Source organism: Streptomyces sp. NPDC058872, assembly GCF_042743065.1.
Lineage (GTDB): Bacteria > Actinomycetota > Actinomycetes > Streptomycetales > Streptomycetaceae > Streptomyces.
In genome coordinates this window covers 121,804-142,840 of record NZ_JBHYMK010000017.1, presented here as the reverse complement: position 1 = coordinate 142,840, position 21,037 = coordinate 121,804, and the positions used below count along the sequence as shown (strand labels likewise).

The 21,037-nt window shown below is 68.6% G+C and carries 13 protein-coding genes and 1 pseudogene; 3 read left to right on the top strand and 11 right to left on the bottom strand.

Annotated features, from left to right (window positions below; translation table 11 throughout):
- Window positions 1–2,759: NPCBM/NEW2 domain-containing protein (locus tag ACFW22_RS13880; RefSeq protein ID WP_386402811.1), on the bottom strand; the 2,759-nt coding region annotated here is incomplete at its 3' end.
- 1,286 nt (window positions 2,760–4,045) lie between these two features.
- Here ACFW22_RS13880 and ACFW22_RS13875 point away from each other — a divergent pair.
- The gene (locus tag ACFW22_RS13875) at window positions 4,046–4,309 is read left to right on the top strand and encodes a hypothetical protein (protein ID WP_386402808.1); all 264 of its coding nucleotides are present in this window, start codon (window positions 4,046–4,048) and stop codon (window positions 4,307–4,309) included.
- A gap of 75 nt (window positions 4,310–4,384) precedes the next feature.
- Here ACFW22_RS13875 and ACFW22_RS13870 read toward each other — a convergent pair.
- Both ACFW22_RS13870 and ACFW22_RS13865 read right to left on the bottom strand, forming a co-directional pair.
- Window positions 4,385–5,123, bottom strand: a pseudogene (locus ACFW22_RS13870) (IS5 family transposase); the annotation flags it as partial.
- Entirely contained in the window at window positions 5,124–7,607 is a 2,484-nt protein-coding gene (locus tag ACFW22_RS13865; RefSeq protein ID WP_386402805.1) for an RICIN domain-containing protein, read from the bottom strand.
- A gap of 1,167 nt (window positions 7,608–8,774) precedes the next feature.
- On the opposite strand from ACFW22_RS13865, the gene ACFW22_RS13860 reads away from it, so the two are divergent.
- The gene (locus ACFW22_RS13860; protein WP_386402802.1) at window positions 8,775–9,650 is read left to right on the top strand and encodes a MurR/RpiR family transcriptional regulator; all 876 of its coding nucleotides are present in this window, start codon (window positions 8,775–8,777) and stop codon (window positions 9,648–9,650) included.
- A gap of 198 nt (window positions 9,651–9,848) precedes the next feature.
- Here ACFW22_RS13860 and ACFW22_RS13855 read toward each other — a convergent pair whose 3' ends face one another.
- The 6 genes from ACFW22_RS13855 to ACFW22_RS13830 form a co-directional block, all read right to left on the bottom strand.
- Window positions 9,849–10,802 carry an ABC transporter substrate-binding protein gene (locus ACFW22_RS13855; protein WP_386402800.1) on the bottom strand — a complete coding sequence of 318 codons (954 nt, stop codon included), beginning with the start codon at window positions 10,800–10,802 and terminating at the stop codon, window positions 9,849–9,851.
- Window positions 10,803–11,119: 317 nt separating this feature from the next.
- Complete coding sequence (locus tag ACFW22_RS13850) at window positions 11,120–12,409, bottom strand: cyanophycinase (RefSeq protein WP_386402797.1); 1,290 nt, start codon at window positions 12,407–12,409, stop codon at window positions 11,120–11,122.
- A 139-nt stretch (window positions 12,410–12,548) separates the two neighbouring features.
- Window positions 12,549–13,766 (bottom strand): M20 family metallopeptidase, encoded by a 1,218-nt coding sequence (locus tag ACFW22_RS13845; protein ID WP_386402794.1) that lies wholly within the window; start codon window positions 13,764–13,766, stop codon window positions 12,549–12,551.
- A complete protein-coding gene (locus ACFW22_RS13840) occupies window positions 13,763–14,527 on the bottom strand; it encodes an amino acid ABC transporter ATP-binding protein (protein ID WP_386402791.1) in 765 nt (254 codons plus the stop codon). Before ACFW22_RS13840 ends, ACFW22_RS13845 begins: the two co-directional genes overlap by 4 nt.
- A complete protein-coding gene (locus tag ACFW22_RS13835) occupies window positions 14,524–15,486 on the bottom strand; it encodes an amino acid ABC transporter permease (protein WP_386402788.1) in 963 nt (320 codons plus the stop codon). The genes ACFW22_RS13840 and ACFW22_RS13835 overlap by 4 nt, the downstream gene beginning before the upstream one ends.
- 2 nt (window positions 15,487–15,488) lie before the next feature.
- A complete protein-coding gene (locus ACFW22_RS13830) occupies window positions 15,489–16,430 on the bottom strand; it encodes an ABC transporter substrate-binding protein (RefSeq protein WP_386402785.1) in 942 nt (313 codons plus the stop codon).
- 310 nt (window positions 16,431–16,740) lie between these two features.
- Here ACFW22_RS13830 and ACFW22_RS13825 point away from each other — a divergent pair, with 310 nt between their 5' ends.
- The gene (locus ACFW22_RS13825; protein ID WP_386402782.1) at window positions 16,741–18,168 is read left to right on the top strand and encodes a pre-peptidase C-terminal domain-containing protein; all 1,428 of its coding nucleotides are present in this window, start codon (window positions 16,741–16,743) and stop codon (window positions 18,166–18,168) included.
- 101 nt (window positions 18,169–18,269) lie between these two features.
- Here the strand turns inward: ACFW22_RS13825 and ACFW22_RS13820 are convergent, their stop codons facing one another.
- Window positions 18,270–19,658: an aspartate ammonia-lyase gene (locus ACFW22_RS13820; RefSeq protein WP_386402779.1), complete on the bottom strand. Its 1,389-nt coding sequence runs from the start codon at window positions 19,656–19,658 to the stop codon at window positions 18,270–18,272.
- A 751-nt stretch (window positions 19,659–20,409) separates the two neighbouring features.
- Window positions 20,410–21,006: a TetR/AcrR family transcriptional regulator gene (locus ACFW22_RS13815; RefSeq protein ID WP_386402776.1), complete on the bottom strand. Its 597-nt coding sequence runs from the start codon at window positions 21,004–21,006 to the stop codon at window positions 20,410–20,412.
- Between the last annotated feature and the right edge of the window lie 31 nt (window positions 21,007–21,037).

Here is a 21,037-nt window from a genome sequence, read left to right as displayed (position 1 = left end):
GTGCTGTCGGCATGCGTCCCCACACCCTTGGCGTACGTGACGCCATTCAACCGGAGGGGGTTCAACCCGACACTCCGGTCCTTCTGAACGGTGCCCCACCCGATCGCGGGAGTGCCCGTCCAGTCCAGGCCGCTGAGGGGCGTCGACTCCGAGGCGTTCCCGACGAGCGTGGCCCCGGCCCAGTCGGCGTGGTCGCTGTTGATGCCGTCACCAGCGTCCGTCACCTTCAGCACCAGCGAGTGCACACCGGCGACACTGACGTCGACCGACCGGGTCTCGCTCGACGGCGTCATCGGCGCCGCACTCTCATACAACTTGACCCCATCACCCCACACCTCGAACCTGACCGTCGCATTCGCCCCCACCTCGTCATCGACCCCCACGTCCGAACGGAACCGCGCATAGGCACCGTCCAAGGCATAGGTGATCGTGCTGTCGGCATGCGTCCCCACACCCTTGGCGTACGTGACGCCATTCAACCGGAGGGGGTTCAACCCGACACTCCGGTCCTTCTGAACGGTGCCGAAGTCGCTCCGGGCGGCGACCCAGGTGAGATCGCTCAGATCGACCGTCGGACCACCGCTGACGGTGGCAACGGCGACGGCGTCACTGGCCGGGGAGTGGTTCTGGGCGGCGTCGACCGCCTTCACCGTGAACGTGTACGACGTCGCCGGAGACAGCCCCGTCGCGGTGAAGGCGGTACCCGTCGACGTGCCGACGAGCGTGCTGCCGCGGTAGACGTTGTAGCCCGTCACTCCGACGTCGTCGGTCGACGCCGTCCAGTCGAGGTCCACGCTGTGCGTCGTCACGTTGCTCGCCGTCAGACCGGTCGGCGCGGTCGGGGCCGTGACGTCTCCTCCCGAGGTCCCGGCGGTCGCGGTCACGGACGCGCCACTGGCCAGCGGTACGGTCACGTAGGACACCGTCTGGCCGTACAACCGCTTGGTCCGCGCCGGCTGCTCGGTGCCGTTCACCTTGATCGTGGCGTGGGTTCCGTAGAACTGGGCCTCCCAATCGACGGTGCCGCCGGAGTTGTTGGTCAGCGTGGAGCTCGTCGTGCCGGTGTGCTTGAGTTTCAGGTCGTTGTCGCCGACCTTGAGGTGGTCGATTTCCACCCACGGCGTCTCGGACGTGAGCCGCGAGACGGTGGCCACCCTGTCGTGCGGGGCGTCCGGCTGCACTCCCATCATGCCGTCGATGGTGTTGCCGACGGCCAGGAACGAGATCTCCGGGTAGCTGTTCTTGCCGGTCATGAGCTTCTTGAGCCATGCCCAGCCCTCGGCGGACCGGTTGTACTGGTAGTAGGTCTCCGGCAGGTAGGAGGTCGCCTCGACGTTGAGGTCGTCGTCGTTGGCGGCTATGAAGTCCAGGTAGCCGCTGGTCCTGGGGCCGTGGTCGCCCAGGCCCGTCAGCATCATGAGGAAGCTGGCCTCGTGGCCCCAACTGCTGTAGCCCTTGCCGTCGGCGTCCTTGCCGCGGATGTACCGGTCGTTCGAGGCGTCCCACCACTTCGCCTCGAAGTGGTCGCGCACCCGCTGGGCCCGATCGGCCCACTTCGCACTTCCGGCGCCGTCGCCCCTCGCCTTCAGGATCTCCGCGTATGCCAGCATCGACTGGTACTGGTACCCGAGCGAGTCGGCGGCGGAGACGAGGTTCTCGTTCGCGAACTCGAAGAACGTCGCCGAGTACTCCCCCGGCTGCTTCTTCGCCACCGGCTGCTCATCGGCCGGGTTCGCGTCGCTCCACGTCACCTCGTGGTCGGTCAGGAACGAGCCCATGGTCGAGTCGTAGTACGCGGACAGGGTCGGGTCGTCGATCCAGTCCGCGTTGCCCGTCCACTGGTACTGCTTGTACGCCTTGGCCATCACGTTGAACGGCGACGGCAGTTCCCGGAATCCGGTGCCGTCGACGTAGTACATGGCGCCGTGGGAACTGTGCGCCCACAGCGGCCAACCCTTCTGGCCCGGATCGTCGGCGTCGCCGGCGAAGGTCCTCATCATGTGGAAGGTCTCGGCGTCGAGGCCGAGCACGTGCGCGCCGTCCGACTGGTGGGAGACGTCCCGGTTGTAATAGGACTCACGGTTGGTGTAGGCGCCCCAGTATCCGGGTTCGACCGTGGGGTGCGCGGAGTCCTTCAAGCGCCACCACTCGGGTTCGTGCCCCATCATCGGGTTCCCCGGGTAGAACGTCATCGCCAGGGCACGGTTCTTGCCCCAGTTGAAGCCGTCGTTCAACGTGGCGTTCGGCGAATCGATGGTCAGGGTGCTGGTCGGTGCCCCCACGTGTTCCTGGACCGTGATCCTGTCGATGCGCGGCACTTCGCCGGCGGAGGTGGCCGTCAGCTCGATCGTGTCACCGGACTTGAGCGTGACCTTGCTCGACGTACGGGTGTCGATGTTCATCGGATCCGTGTAGTCCCTGCCCCATCTCCGGAGCGTCGCCCACGAATCCACGGGGACGGAGTTCACGGAGAGCCCGTACGTCACTCCGTTCTCGGTCCCGCCGTTGTAGCGCGTGATCAGGTCATAGGTCCCGTCGGAGCCGGTGAAGGCCGTCCTGGCGATGCTCGTCTGGCCCGACACGCCCTGGGCGTAGGTGACGTCGTCGACCGTCGTACCGTTCCAGGTGTGGTGGACGGTGGATGTCGTGAAGTTGGTCAGCGCCATCCCCTCGACTTCGAGCACGTACGGATCCGCCGCCCCTACCGCCACCGCGGGCGCGGAGGGAAGGGCGACACCGGCGGCAACCGCTGTCAGCACGGCGGACAGTGCACAAGCAATGCGACGCATGTGTGGTCGATTCCTTTCATGTGGGGGTTTCCGCGTCTTGAGCGCGGTCGAGCTCGACCGTTCGTCTGGTGAGGCGCGAAGCACGCCGACCCAAGGCACCCTTGACGGCCCGTCGGCCACCGGGTCGATCCGCGTGCGCATGTCGCCGATCACGACGCCCAGGAGATCGACGGACCCGGGCGGAGCAGAGCGGTGACGACCCTGTCGGCGTGGGCGCGGCAGGAAGTCGCCCGTGATCACGTCGGTGGCGAAGCGCGGCCGGCGGGCACCTCGGAGGGAGAGGGCACCCGAGTTCGCGGCGGTGGGTCGCTCGGGTGCGCTTGCCAGCGCTGCCTCATGCAACGGGTAGTACGGGCGACGTCCTTTCACCGCCACACCATGTTGGAAGACGTTGAACTGTGTCGCCTATTGAGTACTTCACCAAGGGGCATGTCAAGAGCCACGCCCGACTCGACCATGCCAAGCCCAGTCACCCAGGAGCCGAGCCCCAGGCCCGCGCATCCCGCTCCGGTGCGCCAGTCCCACTGGCGCCAGATCCGGCCCATGCCACACATGCGCAGGTCAACGACTCGGCACGGCTGGACGACATGCGTGCGGCAGACAAGCGCAACAAGGTCACCACCCCCGAAGCGGCATGACCGAATCCACTTCAACACACATGCTTGCGATGTAAAAATGAAGACCAAAAAGAAAGCTTTCATCAACTTATTGCATGTCACGGCGACCGTGCGTAGCATCCCGACGCACAGGGGTCATGTGCATGATTGTTCGTCTGCGAAAGGGAGGGGAGGATGCGGAGCGCCCCCGTGGCCTGGGACACGGCGTCGTTACGCCGTGAGGGTCTGGCCTTGCCCGTAGCACCGGCGGGCATGGCGGGGTGTGGGGCAACCCCAGTGGATGCGCTTGGGCAGGCCTCGTCTGCCGGAGAAAGTCCCGATGAGATCGTCGTCGAAGCCGACGGCCATCCCCGGCTCGGGCGAAGCTGGCGCCCAAGCCGCTCACCAGCGGTCCGTCGATGCCTTACTGAGGGTTTCAGAATGAGGTCGCGAGGCGGCGAAGACGTATGGGGCGCTGCCGGATGAGGCGAGGACCTGTCCGGTCTGCCCATGCAGTTCTGTCTCGCAGCCTGCCCCACGACGACCGGCGGCCGTGCAGGCCCACCCGATCGGCCTGCACGGTTGCATAATGCGCTCATGGATCGATTCGTGGGTCAGGGCCGCCTAGAATGGTGGGCCAATCGGTCGACTTGCCTCGAAATGTACGACATCGACATCACTATCACTGTCGACGCGGTCGACAGGTGGTGGGCAACCGGTCGACATGCCAACGCCCTTGATGCGACCCAACGCGAGAGCTGGGACTTCCTCATGGAGATGGATCCCCACTTCTCCATTGCGTTTCCCGGTGAGGACCGCGGCGGGATCACGGTGCGAGTCGTCGAGGCCGAGGATGGAACTCTCACGCTCGTGGAGGCACCGGACTGGGACGGCTCCGTGAGCGTCGCCTTCGACCTCACCTGAGTTCAGCTCGCAAGGGCAGGAACCCGACTTCGCTACCCTGCCACCAACTTCGATGCGTCGCCCCTTACTGATCTTTCAGAATGAAGTTCGGAGGCGGCGAAGACGTATAAGGCTGCAAGCCACTTCGAGCAAGCCCTGATGGAGACCTGCGCGACGTTCGTAGCGGATGCGGAGCCGCTTGAACTGGTGCAGCCAGGCGAAGGCACGCTCGACCACCCAGCGCACCTCGCCCAGTCCGGAGCCGTGCGCGACGCCGCGTCGGGCGCTCATCGGTTCGATGCCGCGCTTCCACAGCAGCCGGCGATGCTTGTCGAAGTCGTAGCCCCGGTCGGCGTACAGGCGTCGGGGCTTGCCGCGGGGACGTCCTCGTAGACCCCGAATCGCTGGGACTGCATCCAGTAGCGGCAACACCTGGATAACGTCATGTCGGTTCCCGCCGATAAGCGTGACGGCGAGCAGGGTGCCGTGACGGTCGACGATCAGATGGTGTTTGGAGCCGGGACAGGCGCGGTCGACGGGCGAGGGGCCGACGTGAGCCCCCTTTGAGGGCCCGGACATGCGACCCGTCTACGGCGCAGTCGTCCAGGCCGAGAAGGTCGGCGCGGCGCAGTTCGGTCAGTAGGGCGGCGTGCAGGTGCGGCCAGACACCGGCCTCGGTCCAGTCCCGCAGCCGGCGCCAGGCCGTCACCCCGGAGCAGCCCACGTGGGTGACGGGGAACGAAGCCGGTGTGCTCGTCCGCAGCCCGCGATGGCCTGCCGGATCCCTGCGTCGCCACGCACGGTCTCCGACAGGCCGGCCACGATCGCGGTGGCGTCAGTCGATGGTCCACCGCTGCAGCATCGACCCGGTGTCGGGCTGCTGGGTGACGCGGCCCCCATCAGTGGAGGACGAGGTCGTCAGCAGAAGCCCGCTCGCCGCGGAAACGACCGTATGGCTGCCGTCGGCCTGACGGACGGCGCTCCAGCGCTGGTTGGCGCCCTTCGTACAGGTCCACTGGATGATCTTCGCGCCCGTGCGGGTGGAGCCGCCCTCGACGTCCGCGCACAACCCGGACTCCACGTTCTTGAGTTCATAGGTTCCGTCAGGCTGCTGGGTGAAGCGCCACTTCTGATTGAGGCCGCCGGTCGGCACCCAGGTGATGAGCTGGGTGCCGGCGGTGGTGCTGTGGTCGGGGTCGTCGAGCGCCTTGCCGGCGGCAACGAGGGTGCGGACTCCGTCGAGGGAGGTCGTGACCGTCCAGCTGAACGTGGCCGTGCCGGTGGCACTGCCGGAGGACGCGGTGACGGTGACGGTGGACGTGCCCGGCGTGGTGGGGGTGCCGGTGATCAGTCCGCCGCTGGTGATGCCCAGACCGGCGGGGAGGCCGGCGGCAGCGAAGGTCAGGGGCTTTCCGGCGGAGTCGGTGGCGGTCAATTGGACTGAGACGGACTTGTTCAGAGTGGACGTCAGGTCGCCGGGGCCGTCGATCGTGACCGTCTCCGGGACTTGGGTGGTCGGGGTCAGTGTGAGGGTCTGCTCCGTGACGGTCCTGGTGCCACCGACGGCATTGCCCGTGGTGTTGTTCCAACTACGGGTGGGCGTGGTCTCCGCGAGGCGGCCGGAGTCGGCGGAGAGGCCGATGACGAGGCCGCTGTAACGGTTGACGATCCTGTACGTGCCAGTGGCGGCACCGTCGACGGGCGAGGTGCCGGGAATGACGAACCACTGCTGTCCGACGGTGGGACCGCCGCTCCCGGCGGCAGTGACGGTGGGTTGGGTACCCCACGCCCGGGTGGCAGTGGAGGCGGTGCTCACGCCGAGGAGCCGGCCCGACTCCGCGTTCGCGATGCGGTACGAGCCGTCGCCGTTCGGGGTGAAGACCCAAGATTCCAGACCGGAGCCGGTGGTGGTGGCGAGCGAGGTGGTGGCCGAGCTGCCCGGGACCTGGGACAGGATGCGGTCGGCGGTGCTTGCGATGCGGTACGCCTTGGTGGTGTCGACCGGTGCCGCGGGCGCGGTGGTACCGATCGTCAGGTTGACGTACTCACTGCTGGTGCCGTTGGAGCATCCGAAGGAGCAGTACGTGCGGAAGTCCTTGCCGACGATCCCGGAGCCGGTTTTGTTCTCGCCGTCCAGGAACCAGCGGTACCAGGACGCGTTCTTGTAGCCGCCGGTGTCACCGAGGCGGAACCACCTCTGGGTGGCCAGGTTGTCGGTGGCGTAGATCTCCTGGGAGGCGTTTCCGCTCTGGTCGACGGCCTGGGGCTGGCCGATGTACAGGCCGAGATGGGCGTTGTACGTGATGTCCATGACGAACAGCGGGGAGGTCGGGGGCATCAGGCCGGCGGCCACCTGCTGGCTCACGGTGCCGCTGTTGGCCGGGTCGTACTCCTCCGACGGCGCGACGTAACCCGTCGGGTTGCCGGAGCCGACCGGAACCATGGTGCTCTCGCGCCCTCCGACGCCCGGCTCGGACCAGCCCCCGTCGTACCACTTCCGCCAGGAGCCCGGCGCCATCTTCGAGGAGATCGGAGCACGGGCCACATGTCCGTAGAACGCGGCCCAGCCACCGCTCTTGTTGACGATCCGGGAGCCGTAGAAGGCGTAGAAGTAGCCGGACGCCGTATCGACGAACAGGCGCTGATCACCATTGCCGTAGTGGTACGTCTGCTGGGGGAAGGCGGTGGCGTCGCCTCGGTCGGTGCTGTAGTGCGAGGTGATGACGTGGTCCCTGATGGTCCACGTCCGCCCCTGGTCCTTGGAGACCGCGTAGTCGATGCCGTCGTAGTGGATGCCGTCGCCGAAGGGCTGCGGGGTGAACTCGTTGTGCACGAGTCCGTACCAGTCGCCGGTGTCCGGATCGACCCAGACACCGGCGAGGTCGCAGTAGTTGCGGTGGGCGTAGGAAGCGCTGGAGGGCGCCCGGGTGGCCTCCACGCCCGTGGGGCTGTTGTTGCAGCGCCAGGTGGTGTCGTTGTTGCGGTCGTTGGAGTTGGCCGGGTTCACCGCGTCGCTGATGGTGCCGGACCTGGTGGCGGTGTCGAAGTCGGTTCCGGTGTAGAAGGTCCACTTACGGGGGTCGCTGGCGCCGTACAGCGCATGGGCCTGCTGGAAGTAGAACGTGCCGTCCTTGTCGATGTACGTGCCCGCGGGCGTGTCGTCGGGGTGCGTCCACGAACCCTTGGCCCCGACGGTGACGGTGTAGGTGGCGGCGGTCGGCGCCGCGGACGCGGTGGTCGGCGCCACCGTGCTCCCGGCGGTGAGGACCAGCGCGGCGGCGACGAGCGCCCCGGTCAGTCTGCTTCGAGGGATGGGCATGGTTCTCCTTGATCGCAGGAGCCGAGAGGGGGCAACAGCTCCTTGGGCGGTCCGGCGTCCTCGGGGACGGCGGTCGTGCTCGGGGGCGTGTCACGGCAGTGCGAGGTGGGGCCGGTGTCGGTGGACGGAACGCATGACGCACTCGACCGGCGGAGGGTGGACCCGGTCGGCCATGAGTGCTCCCTTGTGCGTGAGGGGAGAGAAGACCCCCCAGAAGGCGTGGGAAGGCCGTGCAGCAGCGAGTGTGCTGCTGGATGGCGGGATCCAGGCTGCTGGCGTGCGCGTCCCGACGCCTAGGGATGGATCGCAGCAGCACTTGGACTTTCCTTCGCGCCGCATCGCGCCCGCGCCGAACGGCCGTGCTCACGGACGCGCAGTCGGTGCAGGAAGCAACGAACGCCCCGCGCTCGGCGTCGAGGGGGAGGGCGGAAAGAAGGCGGGAGGAAGGGAAGAGGAGGGAGGGCGCAGACAACAGGGGGCGGTCGACCGCATCGGTCCGGTCCTGCTGGTGTTCGTGACCGTGACCGCGCGTGCGGGACCGCGACGCCACCACCCCGCTGCCGGAGCAGCTGTGCAAGCCGTACTCCTCGGTCCGGCCGGTGCAGGCGAACCGCAGCCACGCGGCCCGGCCCGTGGACGTGACCGCCGGGAAACTCGGGCCCACCGTGTGGTGGTGCTTGGTCATGTTGGTGCGGGGCCCGTCGTGTCGCGGTGACACGTGGGGCAGGCACCGGTCCAGATCGCAACCGGAAGCCCGGTGCCGACCTGGGCGAGCGCGGCGGCCGGGGGGCGACGACAACCAGGGCGTCGCCGATGGCGGCGCGCTCCGGCCGCGCCCGGCCGTGACGTCCGCGAGCTCGCGCGCCGCCTCCTGGATCTGATCGGCCTGCTCCTCGATGCCGGGCCGCACCCGGTCCACCGCGATGACGCGGGTGGAGGGCTGCTCTTCGCCACGGGCCCCGTCCCTCCGCCCGGCGGCGCGGGTGGGGGTCGGCACGAGCACTCCGGAAGGCGCTCGTCGCCACACCCGGAGGCTGTCCAGATCTCGTAATAGGCGATACATTTACACCCTGAAACTCGATGAAGTGAAACGCGGGGTGTCAGATGGCTCGGCCCTGAGGACGGTGGCGCAGCCTTCGGTGACCTCCCGCTGCAGAAGGGAAGTCCATGAGCCCCACGCTGGCCGACGAGATCCGCAGTAGGCTCGGAGAGCTGAGTCCTGCCGAACGCAAGGTCGCGCGGGTCCTGCTGGCCGGCTACCCCGCTGCGGTCTTCGAGACGGTCGCCACGATCGCGGAGCGGGCCGGCGTTTCGGCGCCCACGGTGTTGCGGTGCGCGTCACGGCTGGGCTACAAGGGCTTTCCTGATCTGCAGGCGGCGCTCCGCTCGGAACTCGACGCACGCAATGCCTCGCCGATCACGCTCTACGCGGCAGCGGAGACATCGGAGCGGGAGAAGACGGCCCGGCCGAGCTCTGCGGCCACTCCTCTCGGCGAGCGCTCGGCCCTTGTGCAGCAGGCGGTCTCCCAGACCTTCGACGAGGTGGCCCCACACGAGTTCGAGGAGGCGGTCAGCCTCCTCAGCGACCCCAAGCGCCGGGTGCACCTGGGGGGCGGAAGGTTCACGCATCTTCTGGCCGAGTACCTGGGCCTGCACCTGATGCAGTTCCGCGACCAGGTGAGCCTCCTGCCGCACAAGGACGTGGAGCGGACGTCGTTCCTCACGCAGCTCGCCCGACGCGACGTCACCGTGCTTTTCGACTACCGGCGTTACGAGGCCGACAAGACGCTCATCGCCGAACTGGCCAGGGAGCGCGGCGGCAAGGTCATCGTGTTCACCGATCCGTGGCTCTCGCCCGCCGCCGCCCACGCCGACGTCGTCCTCATCACCCAGGTGTCCTCGGACTCCCCCTACGACAGCCTGACACCGGCCCTGGCCGTCGTCGAGTCGCTCGTCGCCGAGGTCCTCGACCGCATCGGCGGCGACGGCCACGAACGGATGAAGGAGGCGGAAGGGATCGCCCGGCGCACCGGCCTCCTGTGAGCGAACCCTGCACGGTCGGGCCCCGTCCCTCCGTGGTGCGCGCCGAAGCGTCGCCGCACAAGGCCCTTCGCATGCGAGCCCGCGCCTGCGGAGCAGCGGTTCGGAGGACGGGGCCGGCGTCCGTCTTCGTCGACGGGGGTCCGACTTCCGTCCCCTGCGGGCGAGAGGAAGGGCGTGAAGGGGTTCGCGCGAGGCAGGTCAGTCGAGGGCCCCGTTGACGGTGGCGCGTGCGATCCCGATTCCGGGGACCTGGTACTTCGTCAGGACCTTGCGGTACGAGCCGTCGTCCATGAGGGACTGCAGGGCCGCCTGGACGGCTTCCTTGAGGCCCGGGTGGTCCTTGGACAGCCCGATCCCCATCGGGGAGGCGCTGTGCTCTCCCACCGCCTCGCGTCCTGTCACCGTGGAGAACGACTTGCCGCCGTCTGCCTGGGAGGCGACGTACGCGGCGGTGACCTCGTCCAGGTAGTCCGCGATGACCTTGCCGCTCCGGAGGGCCAGCTGGGCCTCGGAGTCCTTCGAGAAGGCGAGGATCTCGATGGGCTTGAGGTTCTTCGCCCTGCAGAGTTCCTGGCGCTGCTGAAGGAGCTTCTGGTGGTTGGTGCCGGTCTGCACTCCGACGGGCTTTCCGCACACGTCCGTCACGACCGCGATGTTCTCCGGGTTGCCCTTCTTGACGAGCCAGCCGGGACCGGCGTTGAGGTAGTCGACGAAGTCCACGGATTGCTGTCTGGCCTTCTTGTCCGTCATGGCCGACATGACGGCATCGAACTTCCCCGCTTGCACAGCGGGCAGGATCCCGTCGAACTTCTGCGCCTTGAACTCGAACCGGACCCCGAGGCGAGCCCCTACGGCCTGACCGAGGTCGTAGTCGATCCCGGTGATCTGCTTGCTCCCCTCCTCGGTGTACATCTCGAAGGGCGGGTAGGGAACGTCGGTGGCGACACTGACGACGCCTTCGGCACGGATGTCCGCGGGGAGCATGTCGTAGAACTCGGGGTTCGGCTCGATCGTGAGGTCGGGCAGGACGGCCACGGGGTCGGCCATCTGGGACCGGGCGGGGGACGAGGTGTCGTGGCCGGTGCCGCATCCGGAGACGAGGAGCGTCAGGAGGGCGACGGAGACGACCGTGGGGCGGGGGCGAACCGACATGAGGTGGCCTTTCTCGGAGGTGGGACCGGGCAGCTGAGCTCGGGAGTCGGTACCGCTGGAGGCCGCGCGCTCGGCGAAGTCACGGCGGTCTCGAATCCGACGGCTGGTCGGGCGGGGAGCAGGACACGGGCCGCTTCGCGTTCGGACGGAGCGAGGCCGTTCGTCTCGCGGCGGATGTCGTCGGTCAGAGAGGCACACGCCGTCGTTGCCTTCCCTGGCCCGTGCCCGGAGGTTGTTTCAGCACGAGTGATTCCGCTCCCGGAAGGGAAAGCGGCGGAGCCGGCCCGTTTCGTGGTGCCGGCCCCGCCCCCGGCCGATCACTGCGGCGCGATGTCGATCTGCAGCCCGATGAGGGTCCGGGCGCTGGTGCCGTCTCCGGTGAAGGCGGCGAACCCCGGCGCCTTGGTGAAGGTCACGGTGAACCGCGGTCCGGTCTCGAAGGTCGTCGCGGTGGCGCTGTGCTGTGCCCGGGTCGACGCGAGGGCGCGGGCAGTGGTGCGGAAGGAGTAGGGGGTGCCGTCCGGGTTGGCGACCGAGTAGAAGACGTCGGTGTTGGCCGGTACGGGGGTCGTGGCGGCGGGCACCAGAGGCTGCTTGCCCGGGTGGACGCGGGGTGTCCACGTGCGGGCGTCGTACTGGTCTCCGTCGGTGAGGTAGCTGTACCGGGCCCGGCGGAGGGACCAGCCGTTCGCGGAGTCGTGTGCGTGGGCGCCCCGCAGGTCGAGGACGGCGACGCCGTTCGGGCCGAGGACCGTCACGTGCTCACGATCGCTGCCGGGCCGGTCGACGACCAGGGCGGTGTTCTCCTCGAGGGCGTAGACGCGGTCGTGGCCGGTGTCGGAGGCGAGGCGCAGCGCCCGGCCTTCGCGTCCGTAGGCACCGGTGTGGGTGTCGACGAGTCCGGAGCGGAGGAAGCCGAACCCTCCCTGGGGGATGTATCCGAGGCGGGTGGGGTCCTCGAAGTAGCCGGGGGCGCTGCCGTCCCGGAGCGAATCGTAGGACTCGCCGCCGGTGACCATGTCGGGGCCGGAGGCGATCTGAGCGCCCGCGGAGGATCCGGACACCACGGTCCCGTGGGCGAGCTTGGCGCGGATGGCGGCGAGGACCTTGGAGTCCTTGTGCTCGTCTCCGCGCAGGAGGGTGGTGATGTAGCGGTACTGGTCGCCTCCGCCGAAGAAGAAGCCGGTCATGGACTCGACCTGCGCGACGACGGCGTCCGAGTCGGCGTTGGCCACGTGGTCGATGTCGAGGGGGATCCACTGGGCGTCCGCGGCGCCGTGGCGCTTGAAGAGGTCGGCGTAGTAGGCGCCGTTGCAGGCGGAGTTGCTGCACAGGGCGGGATCGCCCGCGTGGGGGTCCTGGCTTTCGGGCACGGAGGCGGCCGTGATGATGCCGATGCGGGCCTGCGGCCCGCCCGCCCGCTTGATGATCTCGCCGTAGACCCGGGTGTTGTTCTCCTTGAGTGCTCCGCCGATCAGCACGAGGGATCCGGTCTGGTTCCGGGCCGGTCGGGAGTCGGCACTCGCGGGGGAGACCGCGGCGAGGAGGGCCACCACGAGGCCGCCGGCGAGGACGGTGCGGCGGGCCGGAGCGGAAGGTACGCGCATGATGCCTCCGAAGGCAGGAGAGGGAGTCGATGAGCCCGTGTGTCCGACGTGCGGTGCGGACCCTGGGCGATCCGGCTGGGGCGCCGGGTGCGCGAGCGGAGGGAGGCGGACCTTCCCTCCGCGGGTACGTCGATGCCGTTCAGGTGGCGCTGCTGTCGCCGAGGGCGACGATCAGGTCGGCGAGCATGGCGACGCGCTGGGGGACGCTGGTGGTGTCGAGCCACTCCTGGGGCGTGTGGTCCGCACCTCCCACGGGGCCCAGGCCGTCCAGGACCGGAACTCCGGTTCCGGCGATGAGGTTGGCGTCCCCGACTCCGCCGGTCGCCGCGGCGCCGAGCTCCATCCCGGCCGCGTGTGCGGCGCGGCGCGCGTGGTCGAGCATGCGCCGGGAGGCGGGGGTGTCCTCCATCGGCGGACACAGGTCGAGCTGCTCGACCTCCACGGTGACGCCTGGGACGCCGGGGTGGTCGGCGGCTTCCTGGATGGCCCGTGTCACGCGCTGGATGTCGGCCGTCGTGGCGGCACGGACCTCGATGCGGAGTTCGGCGTCGGGGCAGACGATGTTGGCGCGGGTGCCGGCCCGGACCACCCCGACGTTGACCGTCACGTCGTCCCAGTGACCGTTGAGGGCCTGCAGGGCGACGGTCAGGTGGGCGGCGGCGAGGGCGGCGTTGGCTCCGCGCTCCGGTTCGATGCCGGCGTGCGCGGCCCTGCCGGTGACCGTGAGGCGGAAGTCCGCGACGCCCTTGCGCGCGATGACCAGGTCGCCGTTCTCCCGGGCGCATTCGAGACCGAGACCGTAGTGCACGGCCCTGGCGGTGCTCTCGATCAGGGGGCGGCTGGCCGGGGAGCCGATCTCCTCGTCGGGGGTGGCGAGGAAGACCAACTCGGCGTAGGCGTCCATGCCGCACTCCCCGAGGATCTCCAGGGCGGTGAGGCCCGCGAGCAGGCCGCCCTTGTCGTCGCTGACCCCGGGGCCGTACGCCGTGGAGCCGTCGATGCGGAAGGGGCGGGCGGCGGCGGTGCCGTCCTCGAAGACGGTGTCCATGTGGCCGGCGAGGAGAATCCTGCGGCCCCCTTCCGCCTCGGGAAGGCCCCCTCGTCGGCGCCCGATGAGGGCGTCACCGGTCCGGTGTCCGTCAGCGGTGGCCGGGAAGCGGACGCGTTCGACGTCGAACCCGATCCGCTCCAGTCGACGCTCGACCCAGTCGGCGACCTCGTCGACGCCTTCGGCGCTGTAGGAACCGGAGTCGATGGAGACGAGCTGCTCCAGGTCGCGCAGGTAGTCCGGGCGGCGAGTCCGAGCCAGGTCGAGGAAGTGCCCGAGCCGGTCCTGCCGGCAGGTGGGGGCGCTCACAGGACCTTGGACAGGAAGGCGCGGGTGCGCTCCTGCTCCGGGTCGACGAGCACCCTGCGGGGGTCACCCGCTTCCACGACGACGCCCTCGTCCATGAAGACGGCGGTGTCGCCGACCTCGCGGGCGAAGCCGATCTCGTGGGTGACGACGACCATGGTCATGCCGTCGGCCGCGAGCTGTCGCATCACGTCCAGGACGTCTCCGACGAGCTCGGGGTCGAGGGCGGAGGTCGGCTCGTCGAAGAGCATCAGTTGGGGCCTCATGGCGAGCGCGCGGGCGATCGCCACGCGCTGCTGCTGCCCACCGGAGAGCTGGGCGGGGTAGTGGTGGGCGCGGTCGCCGAGTCCGACCCGGGCCAACAGTTCCTGGGCCTGTTCGCGGGCGTCGCTCTTGGCGACCGACCCGACCTTCACGGGGGCTTCCATGACGTTCTCGACGGCGGTCATGTGCGGGAAGAGGTTGAACCGCTGGAAGACCATGCCGATGTCCCGTCGGCGTTCGGCGACCTCGCGTTCACGCAGTTCGTGGAGCTTGTCGCCCTGCTGGCGGTAGCCGACGAGCTGTCCGTCGACGGCGAGCCGGCCTCCGTCGATCTTCTCCAAGTGGTTGATGCAGCGCAGGAACGTGGACTTGCCCGAGCCGGAGGGGCCGAGGAGGCAGCAGACCTGGCCGCGTTGCACGGTGAGGTCGATGCCCTTGAGGACCTCCAGTTTCCCGAAGTGCTTGCGTACGCCTTCGGCGCGCACCATGGGGGTGCTCATCGGTTCTGCTCCTTGCTGTTCTTGCCGAGCCGTTCCATGGTTCCGCCGAGGAGGCGCCGGAGCGGAGAGACGTGTGGGGCGCGGGTGGTACCGCGCCCGTAGCGTCGTTCCAGCCATGCCTGGGGCACGCTGAGGAGGGTGACGAGGGCCAGGTACCAGATGCTGGCCACGACCAGCATGGGGATGACTTGGTAGTTCTGGGCGTACACGTCCTGGATGTTCGACATCAGGTCGTGGGCGGAGATGACCGAGACCAGTGCGGTCATCTTGAGCATGTTGATGGTCTCGTTGCCCATCGGCGGGATGATCACTCGCATGGCCTGGGGCAGTACGACCCGGCGCATGGTGAGCGCGGGGCGCATGCCGAGCGAGTGGGCGGCCTCGGCCTGACCGGGGTCGACGGACTGGATGCCGGCGCGGACGATCTCGGAGGCGTACGCGGCCTCGTTGAGGCCCAGGGCGAGCAGCGCCGCGATCGCCGGTGTCAGCAGGCTGTTGGTCTCGGCCTGGAAGAACGTGACGTCGGTGAAGGGGATGCCGATCTTCACGTACTTGTAGAGCGCCGCGGCATAGCCCCAGAAGATGATCTGGACGAGCAGGGGGGTGCCGCGGAAAACCCAGACGAAGGCGTTGGCGAGGCCGTACAGCACGGGGCTGGAGGAGAGCCGCATGACGGCGATCAGCGTGCCGAGCGCCAGGCCGAGGAGCATGGCGGCGGCCGTCAGCCAGAGTGTGGTGGCCAGACCGTCGAAGATGAGGTCGGCGAAGAGGTAGTCGCCGACGACGTCCCAATGGAGGTTGTCGTTCTTCGCCAGCGATCCGACCAGTCCGACCAGGGCGAGCAGGGAGGCGACCGCGGCGATCCAGCGCCCGTAGTTGCGGACGGGCACGATCTCCAGGTCGCGCATGCTCGTCGCACCGGTGGTCGTGTCGTCGGCGGGAGACTTGATGTCGATCATGCTCAGTCCACCGATGCGTTCTTGGTGGCTTCCTTCACCGCGATCGACGGGACGCCGTACTTGTTGTAGATCTTGATGAGGGTGCCGTCGTCGATGAGGACCTGCAGGGCCTTCTGCACGGCGTCCGTCAGCTCGGGCAGTTGCTTGCTGATCGCGATGCCGTTGGGCGAGGCGTTGTAGCCGCCGGGCGCGGCGGGGTCCTCAACCAGGTCGAAGGCTTTGCCGGCATCGGCGGTCTTGGCGACCCAGCCGGCGGCCGGCTTGGTCAGCACCTGCGCAACGACCTTGCCCGAACGCAGGGCGAGCTGGGCGTCGGAATCCTTGGGGAAGGTCTGGATGTCGATCTTCGCCTTGCCCGCCTTGGCGCAGGCGTCCTGGTGGGACTTCAGCAGGTCGAGCTGGTTGGTGGCGGCCTGGACGGCGACCTTGTGGCCGCACAGGCCGTCCAGATTCTCGATCTTGGAGGGATTGCCCTCGCCGACGAGGATGCCGGATCCGGACTGGGAATAGTCGACGAAGTCGACGACCTTCTGCCGGTCCTTGTTGTCGGTGATCGCGGACATCGCCACGTCGAACTTGCCGGCCTGGATGGCAGGGACGATCCCGTCGAACTTCTGCGGGGCGAAGGCGAAGGTCACGCCGAGCTTGGCACCGAGCGCCTGGCCGAGGTCGTAGTCCAGCCCGGTCAGCGCGGTCTCCCCCTCCTTCACGTACATCTCGAAGGGCGGGTACGGGACGTCCGTCGCGACGCGGACCTCGCCGGCCTCCTTGATCTCCTCGGGGAGCAGGTCGTGCAACTCCTGGTCCTTGACGACCTCCACGCCGGCGACGACGGCCTTGCCGGACGGGGCGGCGGCGTCATCGCCTCCGCAGGCGGACAGGGAGGCGAGCATGATCGACGCGGCAGCGGCGGCCGCTGCGGGGCGTGCGATACGAGCGTTCATCGCGTGGAACCTCTCGGTGGTTTTCTGCCGACGGAATCTGGCCGTCAGGCACAGCAGAGAAGTTACATAAGGACGCACTCTTTGACTAGAAGTAAGTCTCATTACGTTCACGTAACACGGCCCGCGCGACCCCAAAGAAGGCCGATTTGAGCAGCTTGACCCAGTAATCCAAGGGCTCGGGAGATCGATGATCGTCAAAATGACCCTACATCTTCCCGTGAAGTCTCGTTACTTGTATGTTCCGCTACCAATCACCATCCCGTCAGCGGGTCGCTGCGGAATCGATCCATCCCTCTCCCTTGGAGCACAGATGCCACTCCGTTCACTCCGGCTCACTTCGACGACCGTCGTACTCACCGCGATGGCATCGGTGCTGATGGCGCATCAGCCCGCCCATGCGGCGGCCGACAGGGTCAGGCTGGGCAACGCGGCCGACGTCAGCAGAAGCGCATGGAACGGGCCGGCCTTCACCATGAACGGCGCCGGCAGCATCGTCACCGCATCGATGGCCCGGGCCATCGACGACATCCGCGGCGGGGCCGGAGCCCTCGACGTCGTCGTCCTGGCGGGCTCGGCGCCGACCTCGGGGAGCAAGACCCCTGAATGCGACACGATCACCGGACTCGCAGGAGTCAACTCCTGTACGACATGGACGCTCACGGCGGCGAGCGACGGCGACAACCCCCAGGTCAACACCGATGTCCGCAACGCCGAGTTCGTCTACTTCGCCGGCGGCGACCAGTGCCGCTACGCCGCCTGGAAGGGAACCGCCCTGGAGGCGTCCGTCGAGTCAGTCGTCGCCAAGGGCGGAGGGTCCGGCGGCGGCAGCGCGGGGCACCACATCAACAGCCCGGTCGTCTACGACGCGTGCAAGGGCAGCGTCACCAGCGCCGAGGCGCTCGCCAACCCCTACGACCGGTACATCAGCTTCACCACCGGCATGTTCGAGTGGGCGAACTACGGAGCCGTCGTCAACGACTCGCACTTCGTCACCCGTGACCGCATGGGCCGGACCATGGCGTTCCTCGCCCGATCGGTAAAGGACGGCCTTGCACCCGGAGGTGCCGCCTGGGGCGTGGGGGTCGAGGAGGGGGGCGGTTCCCTCTTCCTCGACCGCAACGGAACGGCCACCCAGTACGGCAAGGACGCGTATGTCGTCCTCGCCGATCACCAGCCGGAGCAGGCCGTCGCCAGGAAACCGCTCACCTACTCGGGCTTCAAGATCTGGCGCCTGACGCCCGGCTCGACCTTCGACTTCAAGAACCGTCCGACGTGCGGCTACTACCTGCGGAGCGTCACGAACGGCGTCGCCGACGCGAACCTCTACAGCGGCACGCCGATGACCGACTGCGGCAGCCAGGGCGGCGGGGCCACGCTGGCCGAGAGCGAACCGAACGACACCCGGGACACCGCTGACGACGCGACCGGGCTCGCCTCCCCCGCATCCCTGACCGGCGACATGAAGTCGACCAGCGACCGTGATTACTTCAAGGTGTCGGTGAACGCCGGACAGACCGTCTCGGTGAACTGCGCCGTGCCCTCGGCCTACGACGCCGACGTGTACTGGCTCGACGCGAAAGGAAGCACGCTGGAGCGGTCCGTCAACGACGGTGCCGGCGCGGACGAGTCCCTGTCCTTCACTCGCACCGGCTCCGGTACGGGCACCTACTACCTCGACATGGAAGCCTACAGCGGCTCCGGTTCCGCGACGTACGCCTGCACCGTGACGAAGAGCTGAGACGACCGCGTCCCGCGCGGCCCGACCGGATGCGGTCGGGCCGCGCAGGACCGTCTGCGGAACCGGCCGCCCACCGGCAGGATGGCCCCGCACCACGTGCCTCACCTGGGCCGGGCGAGGCGCAGGGGGTCGAGCAGAAGGTCGACCCCCTCCTTCGGGAGCGCCCCTTCGCGCACCGCCAGCTCCCGGACGGGAACGCCCGTCGCCCGGCACTCACGGGCCAGGGCAGTGGCCTGCTGGTACCCGATCACCGGGTTGAGCGCGGTCGCGAGACCGGCGCTCTGCTCCACCAGGACGCGCAGGCGTTCCTCGTCGGCCTCGATGCCGACGACGCAGCGTGCGGCCAGCAGGCGGCAGGCCGCGTCGAGGCGATTGACCGAGTTGAGCAGGTGATGGGCCATCAAGGGCTCGAAGGCGTTCAGCTGGAGCTGACCGGCCTGGGCTGCCGCAGAAACGGCGGCATCCGCTCCGACGACGTCGAAGCAGACCTGGTTGACGGCTTCGGGCATCACCGGATTGACCTTTCCCGGCATGATGCTCGATCCCGCCTGCAGCTCGGGCAGCCGTATCTCGCCGAGCCCCGCCCCGGGGCCGGAGGCGAGCAGTCTGAGGTCGCTGCACATCTTGGACAGGCGCAGGGCGAACTGCCTCAGGGCCCCCGAGAGCCGGAGGAAACCGCCCACACCCTGGGTGCTTTCGACCAGGTCACGGGCGGCTCGAACCGGGAATGCCGAGATGGCGCGGAGGTGGTGGACGGCGAGACGGGCGAAGCCGTCGTCCGCGTTGAGACCGGTGCCGATCGCCGTTCCCCCCAGATTCACCTCCAGCAGGGAGTCGGCGGCCAGGCGGATGAAGTCGGCGTCGTCCCGCACGGTGAGGGCGAATGCGTCGAACTCCTGGCCCAGCGTCATGGGCACCGCGTCCTGCAGCTGAGTGCGGCCGAGCTTGACCGTCTTCGTGAACGCCCCTCCTCGCTCGACGAAGGCGTTGCGCAATACGGCCATCCCGTCCAGCAGGTGCCCCGCGGCAGAGTGGAGGGCGAGCTTGACGGCGGTGGGGTACACGTCGTTGGTGCTTTGGGAGCGGTTCACGTCGTCGTGGGGATGCAGGTGCTCGTAGCTGCCGCGCGCGTGCCCCAGAAGCTCCAGGGCGCGATTGGCGATGACCTCGTTGGCGTTCATGTTCGCCGACGTGCCCGCTCCGCCCTGGAGGACGTCGACCACGAACTGGTCCAGCAGCCGACCCCCGCGGATCTCCCGGCAAGCGGCCACAATGGCGCGCGCCCTCTCCTCGGGAAGGGTGCCGAGGTCGAGGTGAGCGAGTGCGGCCGCCTCCTTCACCGCAGCAAGCGCCACGACGAGCTCGGGATGCACCGCGAGAGGCAGGCCCGTGAGGGGAAAGTTCTCCAGCGCGCGAAGCGTGTGGATGCCCCAGTAGACGTCCTCCTTCACCTCTCGCACACCGATCACGTCCTTCTCCTCGCGGCGCATCTTCGCTCCTTCGCCCTCGGCACCCCGGCCCTCTGCCGTACGCCCCACAGTTTCATTCATTACAGAACTGCTGCGCAAGCGGCAATTCGAATCTCTCGTTACTTTTTCGGATGGGCGCCCCGGGCACGGGCGGACAGCGGTGCCCCGGACTTCCGGCACGGACGGCGGAGCCGACACGGGGGGTGCAGGGGCAACACGGGCAAGCACGTCAGCGAAACCGCCGCCGGAATCCGAGTAGCAGGAGGGGAGTCGACACGCGATCGAACAGGTGCGGGTGACGGGGAGGACGCCGTGCCGGCGCAGCACGGATGATCCGGAGGGTGCCGCGGGGCGGTGTCCCTGCGCCTCGACTGCACCACACACCTTCCCGCCCCCACCACGCGGACAGCTCCAGGACCCGGCGCATCGTGGCGATGGAGTCCGGGGCGTCCGAGGACTTCCACGCCGTGGTGGTCTGCCGGGAGCCGTTGCCCTCGCGCAGCATTCGCCGCCTCATCTCGCGGCCGACCGCCGGAACGACCTTCTGCCGGACCAGACGCTCGGCGGGTTCGGTCAGGCTCCGGGTGGAGGAGGCGACGACCTTCCAGTCGATGGGGGGACGAACGCTCCCGGACGACGCCGTACGGCCACTTCCACGATCACGGCCCCGGAGGCAGCCTGCCGTGCAACCGACGCACGATCAATCATCTGCCCAACGGTCCGACAAGGGCGGAGCAAGCGATCACCGGGTTGCCCACGAGACCGATGGCCTTCATTCTGGTGTGGTGTCGGCACCGATCGGCGCGAGGACCATGTCGACCAGGTGATCGAGGGCCGCAGCCGCGCCGGGGTCCTGGAACTGCGCTTCGGGAGCGGACTCGGGCGCCGTCCTGCGGAGCTCGAGCCAGCCCAGGTAGGCGGCGTATGCGGCGAGGGCCCGATGGCGCGCGTCCCGCGGCCCGAAGCCGAGGCCGACACACACCTCTTCGAGGAACACGAGCCGGGCCCGGGTGACGCGCGCGACGACCTCGGCAACGGCGGGATGCCCCGTCTGCGCGGCGAGGGCCGGCTCCAGCCCGGCGATCTTCTCGTCCCCCAGCGCCTCGGCGAACAGGGTCCGGGCCCGCGCCACGGGGTCGACTGTCCCCCGAACGGTCGCGATGACCTCCGTCGTACCGTGCCGTTCCCAGGTTTCGAGGGCGGCCACGAGAAGGGCTTCCCGATTCGCGAAGTGCCAGTAGAAACTGCCGCGGGTGACACCGAGTTCCCTGGCGAGCACGTCCACCGCCACCGCGGCGACACCGTCACGGGCAAGTGCCCGGAGCGCCGCCATCGTCCAGTCGTCCTTGCTGACCTTGCCCTTCGCCATGCCCCGTACAGTACTGTACGGATATCCGTAC